The sequence below is a fragment of the Bacteroides zhangwenhongii genome, from assembly GCF_009193325.2.
In the GTDB taxonomy this organism is placed as follows: domain Bacteria; phylum Bacteroidota; class Bacteroidia; order Bacteroidales; family Bacteroidaceae; genus Bacteroides; species Bacteroides zhangwenhongii.
In genome coordinates this window covers 274,670-293,383 of sequence record NZ_CP059856.1, presented here as the reverse complement: position 1 = coordinate 293,383, position 18,714 = coordinate 274,670, and the positions used below count along the sequence as shown (strand labels likewise).

At 45.0% G+C, this 18,714-nt stretch carries 11 protein-coding genes, 4 tRNA genes and 3 rRNA genes; 12 read left to right on the top strand and 6 right to left on the bottom strand.

Annotated features, from left to right (window positions below):
- Positions 1-868 precede the first annotated feature (868 nt).
- From GD630_RS01305 to GD630_RS01250, 12 genes are all read left to right on the top strand, one after another.
- Positions 869-2,396 (top strand): 16S ribosomal RNA (locus GD630_RS01305).
- A 235-nt stretch (positions 2,397-2,631) separates the two neighbouring features.
- Positions 2,632-2,708 (top strand) — tRNA-Ile (locus GD630_RS01300).
- A 35-nt stretch (positions 2,709-2,743) separates the two neighbouring features.
- Positions 2,744-2,817: transfer RNA gene (locus GD630_RS01295), tRNA-Ala, on the top strand.
- 140 nt (positions 2,818-2,957) lie between these two features.
- Positions 2,958-5,837 (top strand): 23S ribosomal RNA (locus GD630_RS01290).
- A gap of 95 nt (positions 5,838-5,932) precedes the next feature.
- Positions 5,933-6,043 (top strand): 5S ribosomal RNA (gene rrf, locus GD630_RS01285).
- The 16S, 23S and 5S rRNA genes sit together here with 2 tRNA genes alongside, the layout of an rRNA operon.
- A 251-nt stretch (positions 6,044-6,294) precedes the next feature.
- Positions 6,295-6,735 carry a hypothetical protein gene (locus GD630_RS01280; protein WP_143865348.1) on the top strand — a complete coding sequence of 147 codons (441 nt, stop codon included), beginning with the start codon at positions 6,295-6,297 and terminating at the stop codon, positions 6,733-6,735.
- Positions 6,736-6,899: 164 nt separating this feature from the next.
- Complete coding sequence (locus GD630_RS01275; protein ID WP_143865346.1) at positions 6,900-7,703, top strand: MotA/TolQ/ExbB proton channel family protein; 804 nt, start codon at positions 6,900-6,902, stop codon at positions 7,701-7,703.
- 29 nt (positions 7,704-7,732) lie between these two features.
- Positions 7,733-8,338 carry an ExbD/TolR family protein gene (locus GD630_RS01270; RefSeq protein ID WP_143865344.1) on the top strand — a complete coding sequence of 202 codons (606 nt, stop codon included), beginning with the start codon at positions 7,733-7,735 and terminating at the stop codon, positions 8,336-8,338.
- Positions 8,339-8,354: 16 nt separating this feature from the next.
- The gene (locus GD630_RS01265; RefSeq protein ID WP_143865342.1) at positions 8,355-9,008 is read left to right on the top strand and encodes an ExbD/TolR family protein; all 654 of its coding nucleotides are present in this window, start codon (positions 8,355-8,357) and stop codon (positions 9,006-9,008) included.
- Positions 9,009-9,034: 26 nt separating this feature from the next.
- Complete coding sequence (locus GD630_RS01260; RefSeq protein ID WP_007767748.1) at positions 9,035-9,850, top strand: energy transducer TonB; 816 nt, start codon at positions 9,035-9,037, stop codon at positions 9,848-9,850.
- 4 nt (positions 9,851-9,854) lie between these two features.
- Positions 9,855-10,802 carry a PstS family phosphate ABC transporter substrate-binding protein gene (locus GD630_RS01255; protein ID WP_143865340.1) on the top strand — a complete coding sequence of 316 codons (948 nt, stop codon included), beginning with the start codon at positions 9,855-9,857 and terminating at the stop codon, positions 10,800-10,802.
- Between the two features lie 21 nt (positions 10,803-10,823).
- The gene (locus tag GD630_RS01250; RefSeq protein WP_182505680.1) at positions 10,824-12,290 is read left to right on the top strand and encodes a tetratricopeptide repeat protein; all 1,467 of its coding nucleotides are present in this window, start codon (positions 10,824-10,826) and stop codon (positions 12,288-12,290) included.
- A gap of 92 nt (positions 12,291-12,382) precedes the next feature.
- Here GD630_RS01250 and GD630_RS01245 read toward each other — a convergent pair whose 3' ends face one another.
- From GD630_RS01245 to GD630_RS01220, 6 genes are all read right to left on the bottom strand, one after another.
- Positions 12,383-14,020, bottom strand: coding sequence for an alpha-galactosidase D (locus tag GD630_RS01245; RefSeq protein WP_143865338.1), 1,638 nt, complete (start codon positions 14,018-14,020; stop codon positions 12,383-12,385).
- A gap of 71 nt (positions 14,021-14,091) precedes the next feature.
- Positions 14,092-14,164, bottom strand: a tRNA-Pro gene (locus tag GD630_RS01240).
- 13 nt (positions 14,165-14,177) lie between these two features.
- Positions 14,178-14,250: transfer RNA gene (locus tag GD630_RS01235), tRNA-Phe, on the bottom strand.
- Positions 14,251-14,435: 185 nt separating this feature from the next.
- Entirely contained in the window at positions 14,436-16,100 is a 1,665-nt protein-coding gene (gene gadC, locus GD630_RS01230) for a putative glutamine/gamma-aminobutyrate antiporter GadC (RefSeq protein ID WP_143865336.1), read from the bottom strand.
- Between the two features lie 178 nt (positions 16,101-16,278).
- Complete coding sequence (glsA, locus tag GD630_RS01225; RefSeq protein WP_007767643.1) at positions 16,279-17,244, bottom strand: glutaminase A; 966 nt, start codon at positions 17,242-17,244, stop codon at positions 16,279-16,281.
- A gap of 7 nt (positions 17,245-17,251) precedes the next feature.
- Positions 17,252-18,694, bottom strand: a complete 1,443-nt coding sequence (locus GD630_RS01220) for a glutamate decarboxylase (protein WP_143865334.1) — start codon at positions 18,692-18,694, stop codon at positions 17,252-17,254.
- Between the last annotated feature and the right edge of the window lie 20 nt (positions 18,695-18,714).

Below are 18,714 nucleotides of genomic sequence, written 5' to 3'. Positions count from 1 at the left end.
GAGAATCTGTCTATTCTGGAGGAGAAGTGCTTTTAACGCCGTTTGTTTGGCTCACCCTAACCTTTATTTCGTTTTTTGTTCCTAATCAGTTGATTTGAGAGGCGTTGAAAGTCTGAAGGTCTCCTGCCTTTAGCCCTCCTCAGAAAGAGAGTGTCCGATGTTTATTCGTTGGTGCTCTCTTTCTTCTCACTTCTCTTTCTCTCTTTTCTCTTTGCGCGCACACATACGCACGCATGAGTATAATAATGTATCCTTTCCCTCGCTTCCTTTGTCCTTTTCTCCCGCTGTTGAAAAAATATGTTCTGCAACATCGTTATGATTCAGCTAGTTAGCATATATCTTTCAAAAAACTTCAAAAAAACAGTGGAATATATTTGGAGCGTATCCGAAAAGCGAGTACTTTTGCACCCGCTTTCCAGGAGAGGAGAGCCTTGCGGAATTGACATGATGACAAAGCGTAGGACCGCTTAACTATAAGAACAAAAAAGATCCGGAAAAGTTTGGATTATAATAAATAAAGTTCTTATCTTTGCAGTCCGATTCGCAAAGAAACGCGGTTTTTCCGTTTTTCGTTTTCGTCCCTTCTTTCCCTTTCGCCAAGAGAGCCTGAGAAACGAACCGAAAAAGAAAAACGAAAAAAAACTTCCGAAAAGTTTGGCGGTTAAAATAAAACCCCTTACCTTTGCACCCGCTTTTGAAAACGAAGCGCAAGTTCTTTGAAATATTGATAAACAATACAAGTAGTACAAGTTAAAATAGAATCGTCAATGCTTATATAAATATAGGTATAGAAAATAGAGTCAATAAATTGTACGGCATCCTGAACAGAGCAAAACGCTATCCTTAGGGATAGATGAACAATACTTTTACAATGAAGAGTTTGATCCTGGCTCAGGATGAACGCTAGCTACAGGCTTAACACATGCAAGTCGAGGGGCAGCATTTCAGTTTGCTTGCAAACTGAAGATGGCGACCGGCGCACGGGTGAGTAACACGTATCCAACCTGCCGATAACTCGGGGATAGCCTTTCGAAAGAAAGATTAATACCGGATGGCATATGATTATCGCATGATAATCCTATTAAAGAATTTCGGTTATCGATGGGGATGCGTTCCATTAGTTTGTTGGCGGGGTAACGGCCCACCAAGACCGCGATGGATAGGGGTTCTGAGAGGAAGGTCCCCCACATTGGAACTGAGACACGGTCCAAACTCCTACGGGAGGCAGCAGTGAGGAATATTGGTCAATGGACGAGAGTCTGAACCAGCCAAGTAGCGTGAAGGATGACTGCCCTATGGGTTGTAAACTTCTTTTATACGGGAATAAAGTGGTCCACGTGTGGATTTTTGTATGTACCGTATGAATAAGGATCGGCTAACTCCGTGCCAGCAGCCGCGGTAATACGGAGGATCCGAGCGTTATCCGGATTTATTGGGTTTAAAGGGAGCGTAGGTGGACAGTTAAGTCAGTTGTGAAAGTTTGCGGCTCAACCGTAAAATTGCAGTTGATACTGGCTGTCTTGAGTACAGTAGAGGTGGGCGGAATTCGTGGTGTAGCGGTGAAATGCTTAGATATCACGAAGAACTCCGATTGCGAAGGCAGCTCACTGGACTGCAACTGACACTGATGCTCGAAAGTGTGGGTATCAAACAGGATTAGATACCCTGGTAGTCCACACAGTAAACGATGAATACTCGCTGTTTGCGATATACAGTAAGCGGCCAAGCGAAAGCGTTAAGTATTCCACCTGGGGAGTACGCCGGCAACGGTGAAACTCAAAGGAATTGACGGGGGCCCGCACAAGCGGAGGAACATGTGGTTTAATTCGATGATACGCGAGGAACCTTACCCGGGCTTAAATTGCATTTGAATGATCAAGAAATTGGTTAGTCGTAAGACAAATGTGAAGGTGCTGCATGGTTGTCGTCAGCTCGTGCCGTGAGGTGTCGGCTTAAGTGCCATAACGAGCGCAACCCTTATCTTCAGTTACTAACAGGTCATGCTGAGGACTCTGGAGAGACTGCCGTCGTAAGATGTGAGGAAGGTGGGGATGACGTCAAATCAGCACGGCCCTTACGTCCGGGGCTACACACGTGTTACAATGGGGGGTACAGAAGGCAGTACACGGCGACGTGATGCCAATCCCAAAAACCTCTCTCAGTTCGGATCGAAGTCTGCAACCCGACTTCGTGAAGCTGGATTCGCTAGTAATCGCGCATCAGCCATGGCGCGGTGAATACGTTCCCGGGCCTTGTACACACCGCCCGTCAAGCCATGAAAGCCGGGGGTACCTGAAGTACGTAACCGCGAGGAGCGTCCTAGGGTAAAACTGGTAATTGGGGCTAAGTCGTAACAAGGTAGCCGTACCGGAAGGTGCGGCTGGAACACCTCCTTTCTGGAGCGATGCCGTAATAAGTTGAGAGTTGAGAGTTGAGAGTTGAGAGTTTACTCCCATTATCTGGACTTGCTTTCTCACTGAAAAAAAATGATGACTTTAAAGGTTCTGTTTTTGTACTACTGGTACTTGTTTATTTATAGATATAGATCAACCATCTATAGCATTATAGATAGAGATAAACAAGAGAAAAAAGAAGCCGAGTCTAACATATACAGGTAGACAAGGTTGAACTAGTCCTATAGCTCAGTTGGTTAGAGCGCTACACTGATAATGTAGAGGTCGGCAGTTCAACTCTGCCTGGGACTACCAAGCTCAAGAACGACAGTAATTCTTGATAACCTCTTGGGGGATTAGCTCAGCTGGCTAGAGCATCTGCCTTGCACGCAGAGGGTCAACGGTTCGAATCCGTTATTCTCCACGATCTCTGAAAAAGAGAAACGATCTTTGACATGATGATACAAAAAGTAAAATTTTAGTAAGAGCTAAAAGTATATATCGAACCGTACGTTCGCGGTATATAGACTAGCAATAGTTCAATATGCCGGGAAGTCAGTTTGAAAGAAAGTAAGCAAGGGCGCATGGCGGATGCCTTGGCTCTCGGAGGCGATGAAGGACGTGATAAGCTGCGATAAGCTTCGGGTAGGTGCAAATAACCCTTGATCCGAAGATTTCCGAATGGGACAACCCGACATTCTGAAGGAATGTCATCCATCCTAGATGGAGGCTAACACAGGGAACTGAAACATCTTAGTACCTGTAGGAAAAGAAAATAATAATGATTCCCCAAGTAGTGGCGAGCGAACGGGGATCAGCCCAAACCATTGTTGTTACGGCAACAATGGGGTTGTAGGACCACGATGTCGCAAGACATTTCATGAGTAGAACTCTCTGGAAAGTGAGACCATAGACGGTGATAGTCCGGTATACGAAGTGAAACGAAGCGTAGTGGTATCCTGAGTAGCGCGGGACACGAGGAATCTTGCGTGAATCTGCCGGGACCATCCGGTAAGGCTAAATACTCCCGAGAGACCGATAGCGAACCAGTACTGTGAAGGAAAGGTGAAAAGCACTTCGAACAGAAGAGTGAAATAGTCCCTGAAACCATGCGCCTACAAGCGGTCGGAGCTGCGCAAGCAGTGACGGCGTGCCTTTTGCATAATGAACCTACGAGTTACTTTTTCCGGCAAGGTTAAGCATTTCAAAATGTGTAGCCGAAGCGAAAGCGAGTCTGAACAGGGCGATTAGTCGGAAGGAGTAGACGCGAAACCAAGTGATCTACCCTTGGTCAGGTTGAAGGTTAGGTAACACTAACTGGAGGACCGAACCGATAAGCGTTGAAAAGCTTCCGGATGAACTGAGGGTGGGGGTGAAAGGCTAATCAAACTTGGAGATAGCTCGTACTCCCCGAAATGCATTTAGGTGCAGCCTTGTGAGTTACTAATGTGAGGTAGAGCGACTGATAAGATGCGAGGGCTTCACCGCCTATCAAGTCTTGATAAACTCCGAATGCGCATTAGTCCTATCACAGGAGTGAGGGCATGGGTGCTAAGGTCCATGTCCTAAAGGAGAAGAATCCGGACCATCAGCTAAGGTCCCCAAATAGATACTAAGTTGAACTAACGAAGTCAGATTGCTAAGACAGCTAGGATGTTGGCTTGGAAGCAGCCATTCATTTAAAGAGTGCGTAACAGCTCACTAGTCGAGGAGTTTGGCGTGGATAATAATCGGGCATTAAGTATCTTACCGAAGCTATGGGATGTGTAAACATCGGTAGGGGAGCATTCCACTCCGCGTCGAAGGTGAGGCGTGAGCCTTGCTGGAGCGTGTGGAAAAGCAAATGTAGGTATAAGTAACGATAAAGGGGGTGGGAAACCCCCTCGCCGAAAGACTAAGGTTTCCTGATCAACGCTAATCGGATCAGGGTTAGTCGGGTCCTAAGGCTCAGCCGAACGGTGAGGCCGATGGCAGAACAGGTTAATATTCCTGTACTACCTTAAGGAGTGACGTGGAGACGGAGGAGTGACAGCGCCGCGGACTGACGGAATAGTCCGTTGAAGGGTGTAGATATTGATCTTTGCAGGCAAATCCACAAAGAGAGTCGAACCTGATAGTATACCGCGTTCTTCGGAACAAGGTAATAGTGCGTGTAAGCATACTCCCGAGAAAATCCGCTAAACTTAATCCTTAAGGTACCCGTACCGCAAACGGACACACGTAGTCGGGTTGAATATACTAAGGCGCTTGAGTGATTCACGGTTAAGGAACTAGGCAAATTGACCCTGTAACTTCGGGATAAAGGGTCCCAACGAGAGTTGGGCGCAGAGAATAGGTCCAGGCAACTGTTTAACAAAAACACAGGGCTGTGCCAAATTGAAAGATCACGTATACAGCCTGACACCTGCCCGGTGCTGGAAGGTTAAGAGGAGATGTCATCGCAAGAGAAGCATTGAATTGAAGCCCCAGTAAACGGCGGCCGTAACTATAACGGTCCTAAGGTAGCGAAATTCCTTGTCGGGTAAGTTCCGACCTGCACGAATGGTGTAATGATCTGGACACTGTCTCAACCGTGAGCTCAGTGAAATTGTAGTATCGGTGAAGATGCCGATTACCCGCGATGGGACGAAAAGACCCCGTGAACCTTTACTATAGCTTAACATTGAATTTGGGTAATTGATGTGTAGGATAGGCCGGAGACTTTGAAGCAGGTACGCCAGTATTTGTGGAGTCGCTGTTGAAATACGGCCCTTTGATTATTTGAGTTCTAACTCCAGGATTGGAGGACACTGTTTGGTGGGTAGTTTGACTGGGGTGGTCGCCTCCAAAACAGTAACGGAGGCTTCTAAAGGTGCCCTCAGGACGATTGGTAACCGTCCGCAGAGTGTAATGGCATAAGGGCGCTTGACTGGGAGACATACAAGTCGATCAGGTAGGAAACTAGAGCATAGTGATCCGGTGTTTCCGCATGGAAGGGACATCGCTCAAAGGATAAAAGGTACTCCGGGGATAACAGGCTGATCCCTCCCAAGAGCTCATATCGACGGAGGGGTTTGGCACCTCGATGTCGGCTCGTCACATCCTGGGGCTGGAGAAGGTCCCAAGGGTTGGGCTGTTCGCCCATTAAAGTGGCACGCGAGCTGGGTTCAGAACGTCGTGAGACAGTTCGGTCTCTATCTATCGTGGGCGTATGAAATTTGCGTGGCTCTGACACTAGTACGAGAGGACCGTGTTGGACTGACCTCTGGTTTACCAGTTGTGCCGCCAGGTGCATTGCTGGGTATCTAAGTCGGGATTGGATAAGTGCTGAAAGCATCTAAGTACGAAGCCAGCCACAAGATTAGATTTCTTAGGGTCGTCAAAGACGATGACGTTGATAGGATGCAGGTGTACAGGTGGTAACATCATAGCCGAGCATTACTAATTGCCCGTCCACTTTCTTTCGGACTTGTACGGATCGCGATATATACGTTTAGCGGATTACCCCCGGAAACGGGTAATACACTGAGATTTTACTTTTCATCATGTCATAACCTTATTCAGGTGGTTATAGCACGAGGGTTCCACCTCTTCCCATTCCGAACAGAGAAGTTAAGCCTCGTCACGCCGATGGTACTGCGTAACAGTGGGAGAGTAGGTAGCCGCCGTTTTTGAAGAAGCCCCTTGATTCAGCAATGAGTCAAGGGGCTTTCTGTTTTCTGTCGCTTCTGAAAATGATTGTTATAAATCTTTTTTAAGACATTAAATGACTTTCTTTGGAAACAAAATCCTTTCTGGCTTGTTCTAATAGTATGATTAAGATTTATAGTTTAAATGATGTGAATGATGATAAACTTAATCAATTTAATGGCTATATTTGCGACCGGATTAGGTAAGACTAATAAATAACAACTAAGATATAATGAAAAGTTCTCCGAGATTCATATTGGCTTGTGTTCTGCTGATGCTATCTTTTAGCATAAGTGGAAATGCTATGGATTTCTCTACTTGCATATCTAGTTGTGAATCGACTTGTCAGTTCTCTGAATCATCTTCAGACAATACGAATCATCGTTCTTCTGTAGGTGGTCATCATGTAGATTATGATAGCACACAGTCTTTATCCATTTCTGATGTAGAATTGGGCTTTAAGCCTGTTTCCGAAACGAATTCTAATTATCGTCTGCGTAGAATCATTGAAATTAATGACTCTTTGAAAGACATTATTAATAAGTTTTTCTTGTTGAGAGAAAACTCACTGGTATTAGATCAAAGTAAATCCTATTACTCGGATAAGGATCCTCATTATTCCATTATCTGCAGCGACTATTATGTATTCGCTCTGAGACGTATCCTTATTTAGTATTTATTCCCTTCACTTCAATTAGTAATTTACTTTTCATACCCTGTATGGACTGTGTGGCTTTTTGTATCTAAAAAGTTACCGGGTCTATAGCGCAGTGTGTCTAATTCTGTTGACAATTTTTTCTAAATAACTAAAATTAATATCTTAACAAAAAACTTATTATGGAAACTACTAAAAAAACTCATGTCGTAGGTATAAAGAATGCCGGTATCGTTATTATTTGCTGTTTTATTCTGGCAGTATGTATTTATCATTTCCTATTGGGAAATCCGTCAAACTTTATGAACAATGATCCGAACAATCACCCGTTGCCAGGAAACTTTTTGGGTACCATTTACAAAGGTGGTATTATCGTGCCTGTCATTCAGACATTGCTGTTGACTGTACTCGCATTGAGTATCGAACGCTATTTTGCTCTCCGCTCTGCTTTCGGAAAAGGTTCTTTAGCTAAATTCGTTGCTAATATCAAAGCTGCATTGGCTGAGGGGGATATTAAGAAAGCGCAGGAAATCTGTGATAATCAGAAAGGTTCGGTAGCTAATGTGGTTACTTCTACTCTTCGTAAATATGACGAAATGGAGAAGAATACTGCTTTGTCTAAGGAGCAAAAATTGTTGGCAATCCAGAAAGAGCTGGAAGAGGCTACTGCATTGGAAATGCCTATGATGCAACAGAATCTTCCGATTATTGCCACAATCACTACATTGGGTACATTGATGGGATTGCTCGGTACTGTAATCGGTATGATCCGTTCGTTTGCCGCTTTGTCTGCAGGTGGTGGTGCTGACTCTATGGCTCTGTCACAAGGTATTTCCGAAGCCTTGATTAACACTGCTTTCGGTATCTTGACCGGTGCATTGGCTGTTATTTCCTACAACTATTACACTAACAAAATTGATAAACTGACTTACGGTCTCGACGAAGTCGGATTCTCTATCGTGCAAACTTTTGCCGCTACTCACTAATTCTGCGGACCCTTTAAAATCTATAAGTCATGGGTAGAGCGCAAATTAAAAAGAAAAGTACGTTCATAGATATGACCGCTATGAGTGACGTTACTGTATTGCTTCTTACCTTCTTTATGTTGACTTCAACATTCGTGAAGAAAGAACCGGTGCAAGTAAACACTCCGGCTTCCGTATCGGAAATCAAGATTCCGGAGACAAACGTGCTCCAGATTCTGGTAGATCCTAGCGGAAAGATATTTATGAGCCTCGACAAACAGCAGGATATGCAGGCTGTTTTGGAGAGCATGGGCGAAGAGTATGGCATTAAGTTTACTCCGGAACAGCAGAAGCGGTTTACGTTAGCTTCTACTTTCGGAGTGCCTATCAGAAGTATGCAAAAATTCCTCGATCTTCCTGAAGAACAACGGGATAAGATTCTTAGAAACGAAGGAATTCCATGTGATAGTACCGACAACCAGTTTAAGGCATGGGTACGCAATGCGCGTGCAGCCAACACTGATTTGCGAATCGCTATCAAGGCGGATGCATCTACTCCATACTCGGTGATAAAGAACGTTATGAACTCACTTCAGGATTTGAGAGAGAACCGGTACAACCTGATTACTTCTCTCAAAGGGGAATCTGAAGAATAGAAAGGAGGAAAACAGTATGAGTGCTGAAGTACAAGAGAGCGGCGGAAAAAATGGAAAGAGCAAACAGAAAAAGTTTGCCGTGCGGGTGGATTTCACTCCGATGGTGGATATGAATATGTTGCTGATTACTTTCTTTATGCTTTGTACCACCCTGAGCAAGCCTCAGACGATGGAGATAAGCATGCCGAGTAACGATAAAAATATAACAGAACAACAGAAGAGTATGGTGAAGGCTTCGCAGGCAATCACATTGCTGCTGGGAGCGGACAATAAGCTCTATTACTACGAGGGTGAACCGAACTATAAGGATTACACTTCGCTGAAAGAGACGAGTTACACTCCGGATGGAATACGTTCCATACTTCTTCAGAAGAATGCGGCTGCCGTGAACAAAGTGAGGGCTTTGAAGCAGCAGAAGCTGGACCTTAAGATTTCAGAAGAGGAATACCGGAAACAGGTTTCCGAAATTAAGAGCGGAAAAGATACGCCGACCGTGATTATCAAGGCGACGGATGATGCTTCTTATAAGAATCTGATTGACGCGCTGGACGAGATGCAGATATGTAATATAGGTAAGTATGTGATTACGGACATTGCCGAAGCAGACGAATTCTTGATGAAGAATTTCGATGAGAAGGGTGCCTTGTCACAGAATCTGGCCGATAAATGATGTAACACCTAAAACAGAAAAGTAAAATGGCAAAAATAGATTTGACTTCTTCGGAATGGTGTCAACTGATTTTTGAAGGCAAGAATCAGGCGTATGGTGCCTATAAGATGCGTGCCAATTCGACAAAACGGCATAATCTGGCAATGTTTGCCGTATTGGTCATCGCATTGATCGGGTTTACGATTCCTACGTTGCTCAAGTTGGCAACTCCGAAACAAAAGGAAGTGATGACGGAGGTTACTACTCTGTCGAAATTGGAAGAACCGGAAATCAAGCAGGAAGAGATGAAGCGGGTAGAACCCGTAGCTCCTCCACCCCCTGCATTGAAGAGTTCTATTAAGTTTACGGCTCCCGTCATCAAGAAGGATGAAGAGGTGCACGAGGATAATGAGATCAAGAGTCAGGAAGAGTTGACTTCTACTAAAGTAGCGATCTCCATTGCCGATGTGAAAGGTAATGATGAAGAGAATGGTGCGGATATCGCCGACTTGAAGCAGGTAGTAACACAGGCTGAGCCGGAACCGGAAAAAGTGTTCGATATGGTAGAACAGATGCCTGCCTTCCCGGGCGGAATGCAGGAATTGATGGCTTATCTGGGAAAAAACATCAAATATCCTACCATCGCGCAGGAGAACGGAACACAAGGACGTGTTATCATTCAGTTTGTCGTAGAGCGCGACGGTACTATTTCGGATGTGCGTGTGGCACGTGGTGTAGACCCTTATCTGGATAAGGAAGCCGTACGTGTGGTAAAGAGTATGCCGAAGTGGATTCCGGGCAAGCAGAACGGTAAGGCGGTGCGTGTGAAGTTTACAGTTCCGGTAATGTTCAGATTACAATAAAAAGATGATGAAAAGACAATTTTGGCTGATAGGAATCGTTTTGCTGGCGGCATTAAGTGCTTGCCGTTCTAAATCGAAAGACGGACCGACGGATACGTATTCGTCTGGGGTGATAGCTATTGCGGCGGATGAAAGTTTCGAACCCATTGTGCAGGAAGAAATCGATGTGTTTGAGAGTTTGTATCCTCTGGCCGGAATTGTTCCTCGCTACACTACTGAAGTAGAGGCGATTAATTTACTTCTGAAAGACAGTGTCCGGTTGGCAATCGCAACCCGGACACTGACTGAGGAAGAAATGAATTCGTTTCACAGCCGTAAGTTTTATCCTCGTGAGATTAAGCTAGCTACGGATGGACTGGCACTGATTGTGAACCGTGAGAATCCGGATTCATTGTTGAGTGTGCGCGATTTCCGCCGTATCTTGACGGGAGAAGTGAAAGATTGGAAACAGGTAAATCCGGGTTCCCGTCTGAAAGGTATTCGGGTGGTGTTCGACAATAAGAACTCCAGTACAGTACGCTTTGCGATGGATTCGATCTGCAACGGAAAACCGTTGGCGGAAGGAAATGTGAGTGCTTTGAGGACAAATCAGCAGGTGATAAATTATGTAGCGCAGAATCCTGATGCGATAGGTGTGATAGGTGTGAACTGGCTGGGAAACCGCAGTGATACTACCAATCTCTCTTTCAGGGAGGAAATTAGGGTGATGGCGGTGAGTGCCGAAGATGTGGCGACTCCCGGAAACAGCTATAAACCTTATCAGGCTTATTTGTATTATGGCAATTATCCATTGGCACGGCCGATTTATGCAATTCTGAATGATCCTCGCAACGGGCTGCCTTGGGGATTCACTTCTTTTATGACCTCCGACAAGGGGCAGCGCATCATATTAAAATCCGGACTTGTCCCGGCTACTCAGCCGATACGTGTAGTCCATGTGAATGACGAATAATAACTAAAATTAGAGACTATCATGAAACGAGTACAAATGTTTTTAGCTGGAGCGTTTATAGCAGTTGGGTCGCTCTATGCACAAACTCCTGCCTCCGAATGGAAAGCGGGTGTTGCAAAATTGAAAGAAACTATTCAGGCGAATCCGGCACAAGCGGCCGAAGAGGCTGAACAAATGATAAAAGGCAAGAATAAAAAGAATATAGAGCTGTTGGTGGCTATCGGTGAGGCTTATCTGGAAGCCGGCAAAATACCGGAAGCTCAGCAATATGCGGCTCTTGCCAAAAAAGCGAACGGCAAATCGGCTGATGCGGCCGTATTGGAGGGAGATATTGCCCTCAAACAGAAGAATGCCGGTCTTGCTTCTCAAAAATATGAGGAAGCCATTTACTTTAATCCGCGCTGTGCGGCGGCTTATCTGAAATTTGCGGATATCTATAAGATGGCAAATTCGAGTCTTGCTATCGAAAAGCTGAATCAACTGAAAGCTTTGCAACCGTCTAACACCGGTGTAGACAAGAAGCTGGCCGAGATTTATTATTTGAAGAATGATTTCAGCAAAGCTGCGGATGCTTATTCGCGTTTTGCTATGGGACCGGCAGCTACTGAGGAGGATTTAGTGAAGTATGCGTTTGCTTTATTCTTGAACCATGATTTCGAGAAGTCGCTTGAAGTAGCCAACATGGGACTGCAAAAGAATCCCCGCCATGCTGCGTTCAACCGCCTGGCAATGTATAATTATACTGACTTGAAGCGTTTTGACGAAGCGATGAAAGCTGCGGATATTTTCTTTAATGAAACCGATAAAGCCGATTATTCTTATTTGGACTATATGTATTACGGACATCTGCTGGAAGATTTGAAAAAATATGATGAAGCTGTGATACAATATGAAAAGGCGGTTCAATTGGATCCCTCCAATACGAACTTATACAAAAACATCTCTGCTGCTTACGAGCGGAAGAATGATTATAAAAAGGCGATCAGTGCTTACCGGAAATATTATTCATCTCTTGATAAGGCAAAGCAAACTCCGGACTTACAGTTCCAGTTTGGCAGACTTTATTATGGAGCGGGTACGCAATCTGATTCATTGACAATCACTGTCGAAGAGCGTAAACAGGCTTTGGCGTCTGCCGATTCTGTTTTCCAAGCTATCGCAGTGGCAGCACCGGATAGCTATCTGGGTAATTTCTGGAGGGCGCGTGCCAATTCCGCACTTGACCCCGAGACTACTTTAGGATTGGCTAAACCTTTCTATGAGGAAGTGGCTACTTTATTGGAAAGTAAAAATGATCCTCGTTACAATGCTGCCTTGGTTGAGTGCTACAGTTATCTGGGCTATTATTATTTGTTGGCTATCGAGAATCCGGCATTGAAGACCGAAGCGAAAGCGAACAAGGAGACGTCTAGGGACTACTGGAGTAAAATTCTGGCTATAGACCCCGCTAATGCTACTGCTAAAAGAGCATTGGATGGCATCAAATAGTGAATAATTTTAGTTGTTTGTCGTGACGGGAGGAGTGGAGAGTGATCTTAGCTCCTCCTTTTTGCACTTTTTCTATTTATTGCTATTGCAATTTATAATGTCTTTGTCAATGTGAAACAGTCTATGTCCGGTGCCCAATCGTAGCTGTTGCCGATCCGAATGGTATTGTAACCGGCTTTCAGTTCTACCGGAATTGAGATTTGGCTGTGATTATCGTCCTCTCCCAAAGAGCTGATTTTTGTGATGATACCGTTGACATCTACCTCTATCTGCCGTCCTTGTCCGTGTGAATAGTGGATGGTCATATTATAACGTCCGCCGTTTTCACTATATACTTCGCGCCATTCGGCATAGTTCTCCGGTTTTCCACCAAGAAATCCAACTTTCATTTTGCCGGAGGCTTCTTTGTCATAAGCATACTGGATACCTTTGGCGTTTTTGCCTAAGTCATTGAAAAGAGGCAGGTAAGCCCATTCCGCTTCATACAAAGTCGGTTCCAGGCGTGCCTCACCTTCCATGCGGAGGAACATGGCACTGTGGGCAGGGAGCGTTTGCTCAAAAATACCGGAAAAACTGCCTAAATCACTGTGTCTTACTAAATCACGCACTTTCACATTTCCACCGAATTCCAAAGAAGAGAATGGGACGGAGAATCTACATACGGTGTCGGATGGGTTGTACAATGCTACGGCACGCACATTGCCACGTTTCTGCTCGATATCTTTCACCAATACGTATCCTTCGTTTTTATGTTGTGCTACGTATGCCTGTAATCCCAAAGGATCTTGGTTGAGTGCGATTAATTCCTTATTTTTCAGTAATTCGAGCGAAGAATCCGGCATTTTTTCCAAGTCGCATCCGATGAGTAACGGAGAGCTCATGATACACCATAGGCCGAAATGGGCTTCCTCTTCGGTCGGAGTAAGACCGTTGCCGCCTACTCTGCTATTGTTACGGAATCCGATCACCATCATATCCATGTCGTTATAATGTCCGTTTCCGGCATAGGCAGACAGGTAGAGGTTCTTCCCGACTACATATTTTAATGAATTCCAATGTGCATTGATATCGCCGCTGATACGCCAGGAAGTTGCCGCGTCTTTGGCCCAAGTGCCGGGGTAAGCCCATCGGCAGATGTTTATGGAAACATTTTTATTCACTTTGTCTATGCTGTTGCGGATAGAGGTATATCGTTCTTTCTCATCCAGTCCTAGCGCTTCTCCACCGCAATAATCTATTTTGATGAAATCGAAGCCCCAGTCGCCGAAGTATAATTGGGCGTCTTGCGGTTCGTGGCCGTAGATACCAGCTCCTATTCCTATAGAGTCCTTGTTCCAGAGAGAGCCGCACGTTCTAGTCCCTGCATCCGTATAGAGTCCCGCCTTCATTCCCAAACTGTGTATATGGTCTGCCACAGGTTTCATGCCATTAGGGAAACGTTTCTCGTTTGCTTGCATGACTCCGTTTTCATCCCTTTTGCCGAAGTATCCGTCATCTACATTGATGTACTGATAGCCTGCGTCTTTCAATCCTTTCTCCACCATGAGGTCGGCCTGATGTTTAATAATGTCTTCGCTGATGTCTACCAGAAAGGCGTTCCACGAACTCCATCCCATAATAGGTGGATTGAACGGTCGTTCGTTCTCTGAAAGAGTGGTTTGGGGCTTTGTACAACTGACGCACAAAAGAGAAGCTGCTACTGCTGTAAAGATAAAAGATCTGTTTTTCATGATATAATAGGTTGGTGTCTTAAAACACAAAAGGTAACTTACTGAAAAACAGAAAGCTACCCTTTTGATTGTCGGAATGAGGCGACTCGAACGCCCGACCCCTACGTCCCGAACGTAGTGCGCTACCAACTGCGCTACATTCCGATTGCTTAAGAAGTGGTGTCACCAGGAATCGAACCGGGGACACAAGGATTTTCAGTCCTTTGCTCTACCAACTGAGCTATGACACCTTTCTTGTTTGCGGGTGCAAAGATAAGTATATTTTTTAATACCGCAATAACTTTGGAAGAAATTTTCGCCAATTTCTGATATGGAGAATAATAGTTGTATTTTTTAGATAATATATATCCCGTATCAACTACCTGAATAGCCGATACGGGATTACTTTTTATATACAGAGATATACCTTTACCTTTTAGGACTTAGGTATCTCCTTTTTGGTGTTTCCGGTTTCCGGAGATGTATTATTAGGGGTTGCACTTCCGCTTGAAACCTTAGAACTTCCTGACGGAGTAGCACCGGAAGCTGTTGCACCAGAAGCTGTTGCATTGGAAGTTGTTGCACCAGAACTTGTCGCATTGGAACTTGTCGTATTGGCACTACCGACAGCTACATTCGCAGTTTGAGGTTGTACTTCCCAATGGAACGGTTCGAAATTGGAATTCGGGTCTACCCAAGACGGTTTCTTTGCTGCATAGATGATGAATGGAGCAACAACGACAATGATAGCACCGATAATCAGTACGGAGAACCATACCGTGTTGCTACCTGTAGAAATCTGGCTGGGCGGGATAAAGCTAAGGATAAAGGCAAGCAATGATCCGCAGAAACCGAGTCCGCCGACGAACCACATCAAACCGTTGCCACTCTTACCGATACGGAACGGGCGGTTCAGTTTTTTCATCTTATAACGAAGTGCGATTGCTCCGGAGAACATCAGCAGGTACATGATAAGATAAAGAATCACTGTCAGCTGAGACAGGATCTGGTAGAAACTCTGTACAGAAGGCATTACCACAAACAACAGACTTAATACAGTTACTGCTATACCCTGTACGAACAGAATGTTTTTCTGTACACCCAGTTTATTTGTTTTCTGGAAGAACGGAGGCATATAACCGGCTTTACCTACGGCAAAGATACCTTTTGACGGACCGGCAACCCATGTCAATACACCTGCCAATACACCGAAGGCAAGGGCGATGGCAATGATCGGTGATAACCAGGAAGCATGGATATACTTGAAGTAGTTGTCAAAACCGACAAGTAAGCTCTGAGTCAGGTTAATATCATTTGCGGGGATGATGACACCAAGTGCGAAAGTACCCAGCACAAAGATAAGAACGGTGATAAGCGCACCGATAAATACTGCTTTCGGGTAGTTCTTGGATGGATTATCTACATCTTTCACGTGGATACCGCCCATTTCCATACCGGCATAGAACAAGAAGATACTGGCGGCTAGAACGACATTGTCGAAATTGGTAAAGTCGGGGAAGAAGCTGCTGTCGAAATTCATGTTAGAGTGTCCGCCTGTTGCGAGATAAATGATACCTAGGATGATCAACAATCCGGCCGGAATAATCGTACCGACCAAACCGCCGATTTTAGCCACTTTACCAACCCAGCTCATACCTTTCAAGGAAATGAATGTTGCCAGCCAATAGATGATAAGTACGACGACAAGCGTGTAATACTTGTTGTTTGCCAGTGACATATCATGTACGTCATTCATTCCGATGAAGGCGATGGATACGGCACCGAATGTTAGTACTGTGGGATACCAGATTGTACTTTCAATCCATTGTACCCAAATGGCGAGGAATCCCAGTTTCTTGCCGTAGGCTTCGCCTACCCACCGGAACACACCGCCTTGTTTATCCTGGAACATGGCCGCCAATTCTGCTGCGACGAGCGATGTAGGAATAAGAAAGACAATAGCTGCAAAAAGATAATAAAAGGCCGAACTCATTCCGTATACGGCCTCGGCCGGTAGTCCACGCAATGATACTACTGCCGTAACGTTCATGATAGCGAGGGTAAACACACCCAGCTTCACTGCATTTTTAATATTTGCCATAAGTTAAGGTTTTAAGTGAAAAATATTTTAAAGTCAGTGTTATAACAACATTTTGTACAAGATGTTCCCGCAATCTCTTTCAAAGTTCGTTAATTAACATCGTAAAATAAATAGATTGTAATAGAAAAAGGTTACTATCGCGCAATAGTAACCCTTCACTTTTTATCGGGAAAGTCTTTTAATCGACGATCGTGATATGATTCTGACCGAATACATTCAGTCCTAGCTTGTTCATGATGTACTGGATAGCCAACTGTGCTTTTACAGAGTTACCCGATCCATCCAAAGGAGGAGCGAATGCTGCGATACCGAACTGTCCGGGCAACACACCCATCACACCACCTCCTACACCTGTCTTGGCAGGAATACCGGAAGTATACATCCAGTCGCCGGTATGTTCGTAGAAACCTACCGCGGCAATCATGGCTGTGATTTTAGGAGACAAGCTGGCGTCGAACACTTCTTTCTTGGTCACCGGATTCACACCGCCGTTGGCGATTGTTCCGGCAGCGATGGAAAGCTGCAATGCGGTCACTCCCAATGAACATTGACGCGTATAAAGGTCTAGAGACATATCCGGATCATCATAGATACGGTTGTAGTTCTTCAGCAGCCAGGCAATGGAGCGGTTGTTGAAGTTAGTATCCGATTCGGACTTATACAATTCGTCTATCAGTTGAGGAGCACTGCCGCACAAGTCGGTTATGTTTCCTACGATGGCGTCCCATTTCTTGGCAGAGTCGCCTATTGGTTTCACCATACTGCAAGCGGAGATGGCGCCGGCGTTTACCAATGGAGTAGACGGGTGGTCGTTTTCCAGCAAGATGGCGATGATAGAGTTGAAAGGCAAGCCTGTCGCGTCAGCTCCGATCTTGTCCAATATTTCCTTGGCGCCATATTGACGCAGAGCCAGGATAGCCGTATGTACTTTGGATACGGATTCTATTCCGAAGCGGTAGTCGGTATCCCCCACATGGATGGTCTGCCCGTTGAGCAGGCAGACACTGATTCCAAAGAGATCTTTGTTGACATTGGCCAAGTAAGGGATATAGTCGGCATTCTTGCCTCCCGTATTCGTCTTTACCTGATCGTATGCCTCCTGTACCACTTCTTGCAATTGAGCGAGTGTTACTTTTTTATTCATAGATCTTTTATTTTTTAGCTGTTTTACGACGGCCGCCGTGGTTGAATATTTTAGCTTCTACCGGAAGATTCTTCTCCTGTGCTATGCGGGTAGGAGTAGGATAATCCAATTTTTCCAGTTCTGCAATGGCGTTCTTGATGTCGCCCAGCAACATATCTGCCATATCGCGGCTGAATCCCTGACGGACAACGACACGCATCACTACATAATCTTCCAGTTTGGAAGGCAATGTATAAGCCGGAACCATCCAACCGTGTTGAGACAGTTTATCCTGCAAATCATACAAAGTCCATTTAGCGTTCTTTGCATATTCCGGTTTCAGATACCAGATGAACAACGGGTTTACCACTTCGTTAGAGTAGTTGACGAACGGAGCCATCTTGGCTATTTCGTCATGGATGTATTTAGCGATCTGCAAAGAGTTGTACTGTACTTCTTTGTAACCTTGGAATCCTAAACGGATGAACTGGTAGTACTGTCCCAGAATCTGAGCAGCCGGGCGAGAGAAGTTCAAACCTACTTGAGTGATGTTAGCACCCAGATAATTTACACTGAACGACATCTCTTCTGGCAGATATTCTTTGCCTTTCCAAACCACCCAACCGAGTCCCGGATATACCAGACCGAACTTATGACCGGATACACTGATGGAAAGCACCCATTTCAGGCGGAAGTCCCATTTTGTTTCCGGGTAAAGGAACGGAAGGATAAAACCACCGCTGGCTGCGTCTACGTGGATAGGAATGTCATAACCGGTCTTGGCGTTGTAAGCATCGAGTGCTTTGTCCAATGCTTCTACGTCATCGTTCAGTCCTGTCCATGTAACACCCTGGATAGGTACGATACAAATTGTATTCTCATCACACATCTTCAAGGCTTCTTCGGGGTCGAGTGTGGTTTTGTCAAGTGTCAAAGGCACTTCACGCATTTCAATCTGCCACAACTGTGCAAATTTCTCCCATACAACCTGGAAACCTGTAGAAATAACAAAGTTCGGTTTATCAAACGGTTTACCTTGAGCCTGTCTTTTCTTACGCCAGCGCAACCAGGCAGCTACACCACCCAGCATACAAGCTTCTGAGGAACCGATAGCCAGAGCACCGGTTTTCCAAGTATCTTTTTCCGGAGAATTCCATAGGTTGGCAACGATGTTGATACATTTACCGTTCATCACTGCGATACGCGGATACTCAGTTTCGTCAATGTAGTTAATGTTGATGGCTTCGTTCATCAGCTTGGTAGCATATTCATCCATGTAGGTAGTCACGAAAGTAGCCAGGTTCAGGCGCGGTTGAGTCTGAGCGAATGTTTCGTCTTTTACCATCTGATAGGCGACTTCAGGAGTAGTAGGTCCATCAGGTATCTTCTCTACCGGAGAGGGTTGCAACATTCTGTCTGAACCAAATGCTTCTGTTTTAGCATCGCCTTTTCTGAAATTTAAATCTTCCATACTTAATTTGTTTTTTAAAA

Excerpts from the sequence above, each read along its gene's own strand:
- GD630_RS01280 (WP_143865348.1), top strand. The coding sequence starts at position 6,295 with ATGAAAAGTTCTCCGAGATTCATATTGGCTTGTGTTCTGCTGATGCTA.
- GD630_RS01275 (WP_143865346.1), top strand. The coding sequence starts at position 6,900 with ATGGAAACTACTAAAAAAACTCATGTCGTAGGTATAAAGAATGCCGGT.
- GD630_RS01270 (WP_143865344.1), top strand. The coding sequence starts at position 7,733 with ATGGGTAGAGCGCAAATTAAAAAGAAAAGTACGTTCATAGATATGACC.
- GD630_RS01265 (WP_143865342.1), top strand. The coding sequence starts at position 8,355 with ATGAGTGCTGAAGTACAAGAGAGCGGCGGAAAAAATGGAAAGAGCAAA.
- GD630_RS01260 (WP_007767748.1), top strand. The coding sequence starts at position 9,035 with ATGGCAAAAATAGATTTGACTTCTTCGGAATGGTGTCAACTGATTTTT.
- GD630_RS01255 (WP_143865340.1), top strand. The coding sequence starts at position 9,855 with ATGATGAAAAGACAATTTTGGCTGATAGGAATCGTTTTGCTGGCGGCA.
- GD630_RS01250 (WP_182505680.1), top strand. The coding sequence starts at position 10,824 with ATGAAACGAGTACAAATGTTTTTAGCTGGAGCGTTTATAGCAGTTGGG.
- GD630_RS01245 (WP_143865338.1), bottom strand. The coding sequence starts at position 14,020 with ATGAAAAACAGATCTTTTATCTTTACAGCAGTAGCAGCTTCTCTTTTG.
- gadC (WP_143865336.1), bottom strand. The coding sequence starts at position 16,100 with ATGGCAAATATTAAAAATGCAGTGAAGCTGGGTGTGTTTACCCTCGCT.
- glsA (WP_007767643.1), bottom strand. The coding sequence starts at position 17,244 with ATGAATAAAAAAGTAACACTCGCTCAATTGCAAGAAGTGGTACAGGAG.
- GD630_RS01220 (WP_143865334.1), bottom strand. The coding sequence starts at position 18,694 with ATGGAAGATTTAAATTTCAGAAAAGGCGATGCTAAAACAGAAGCATTT.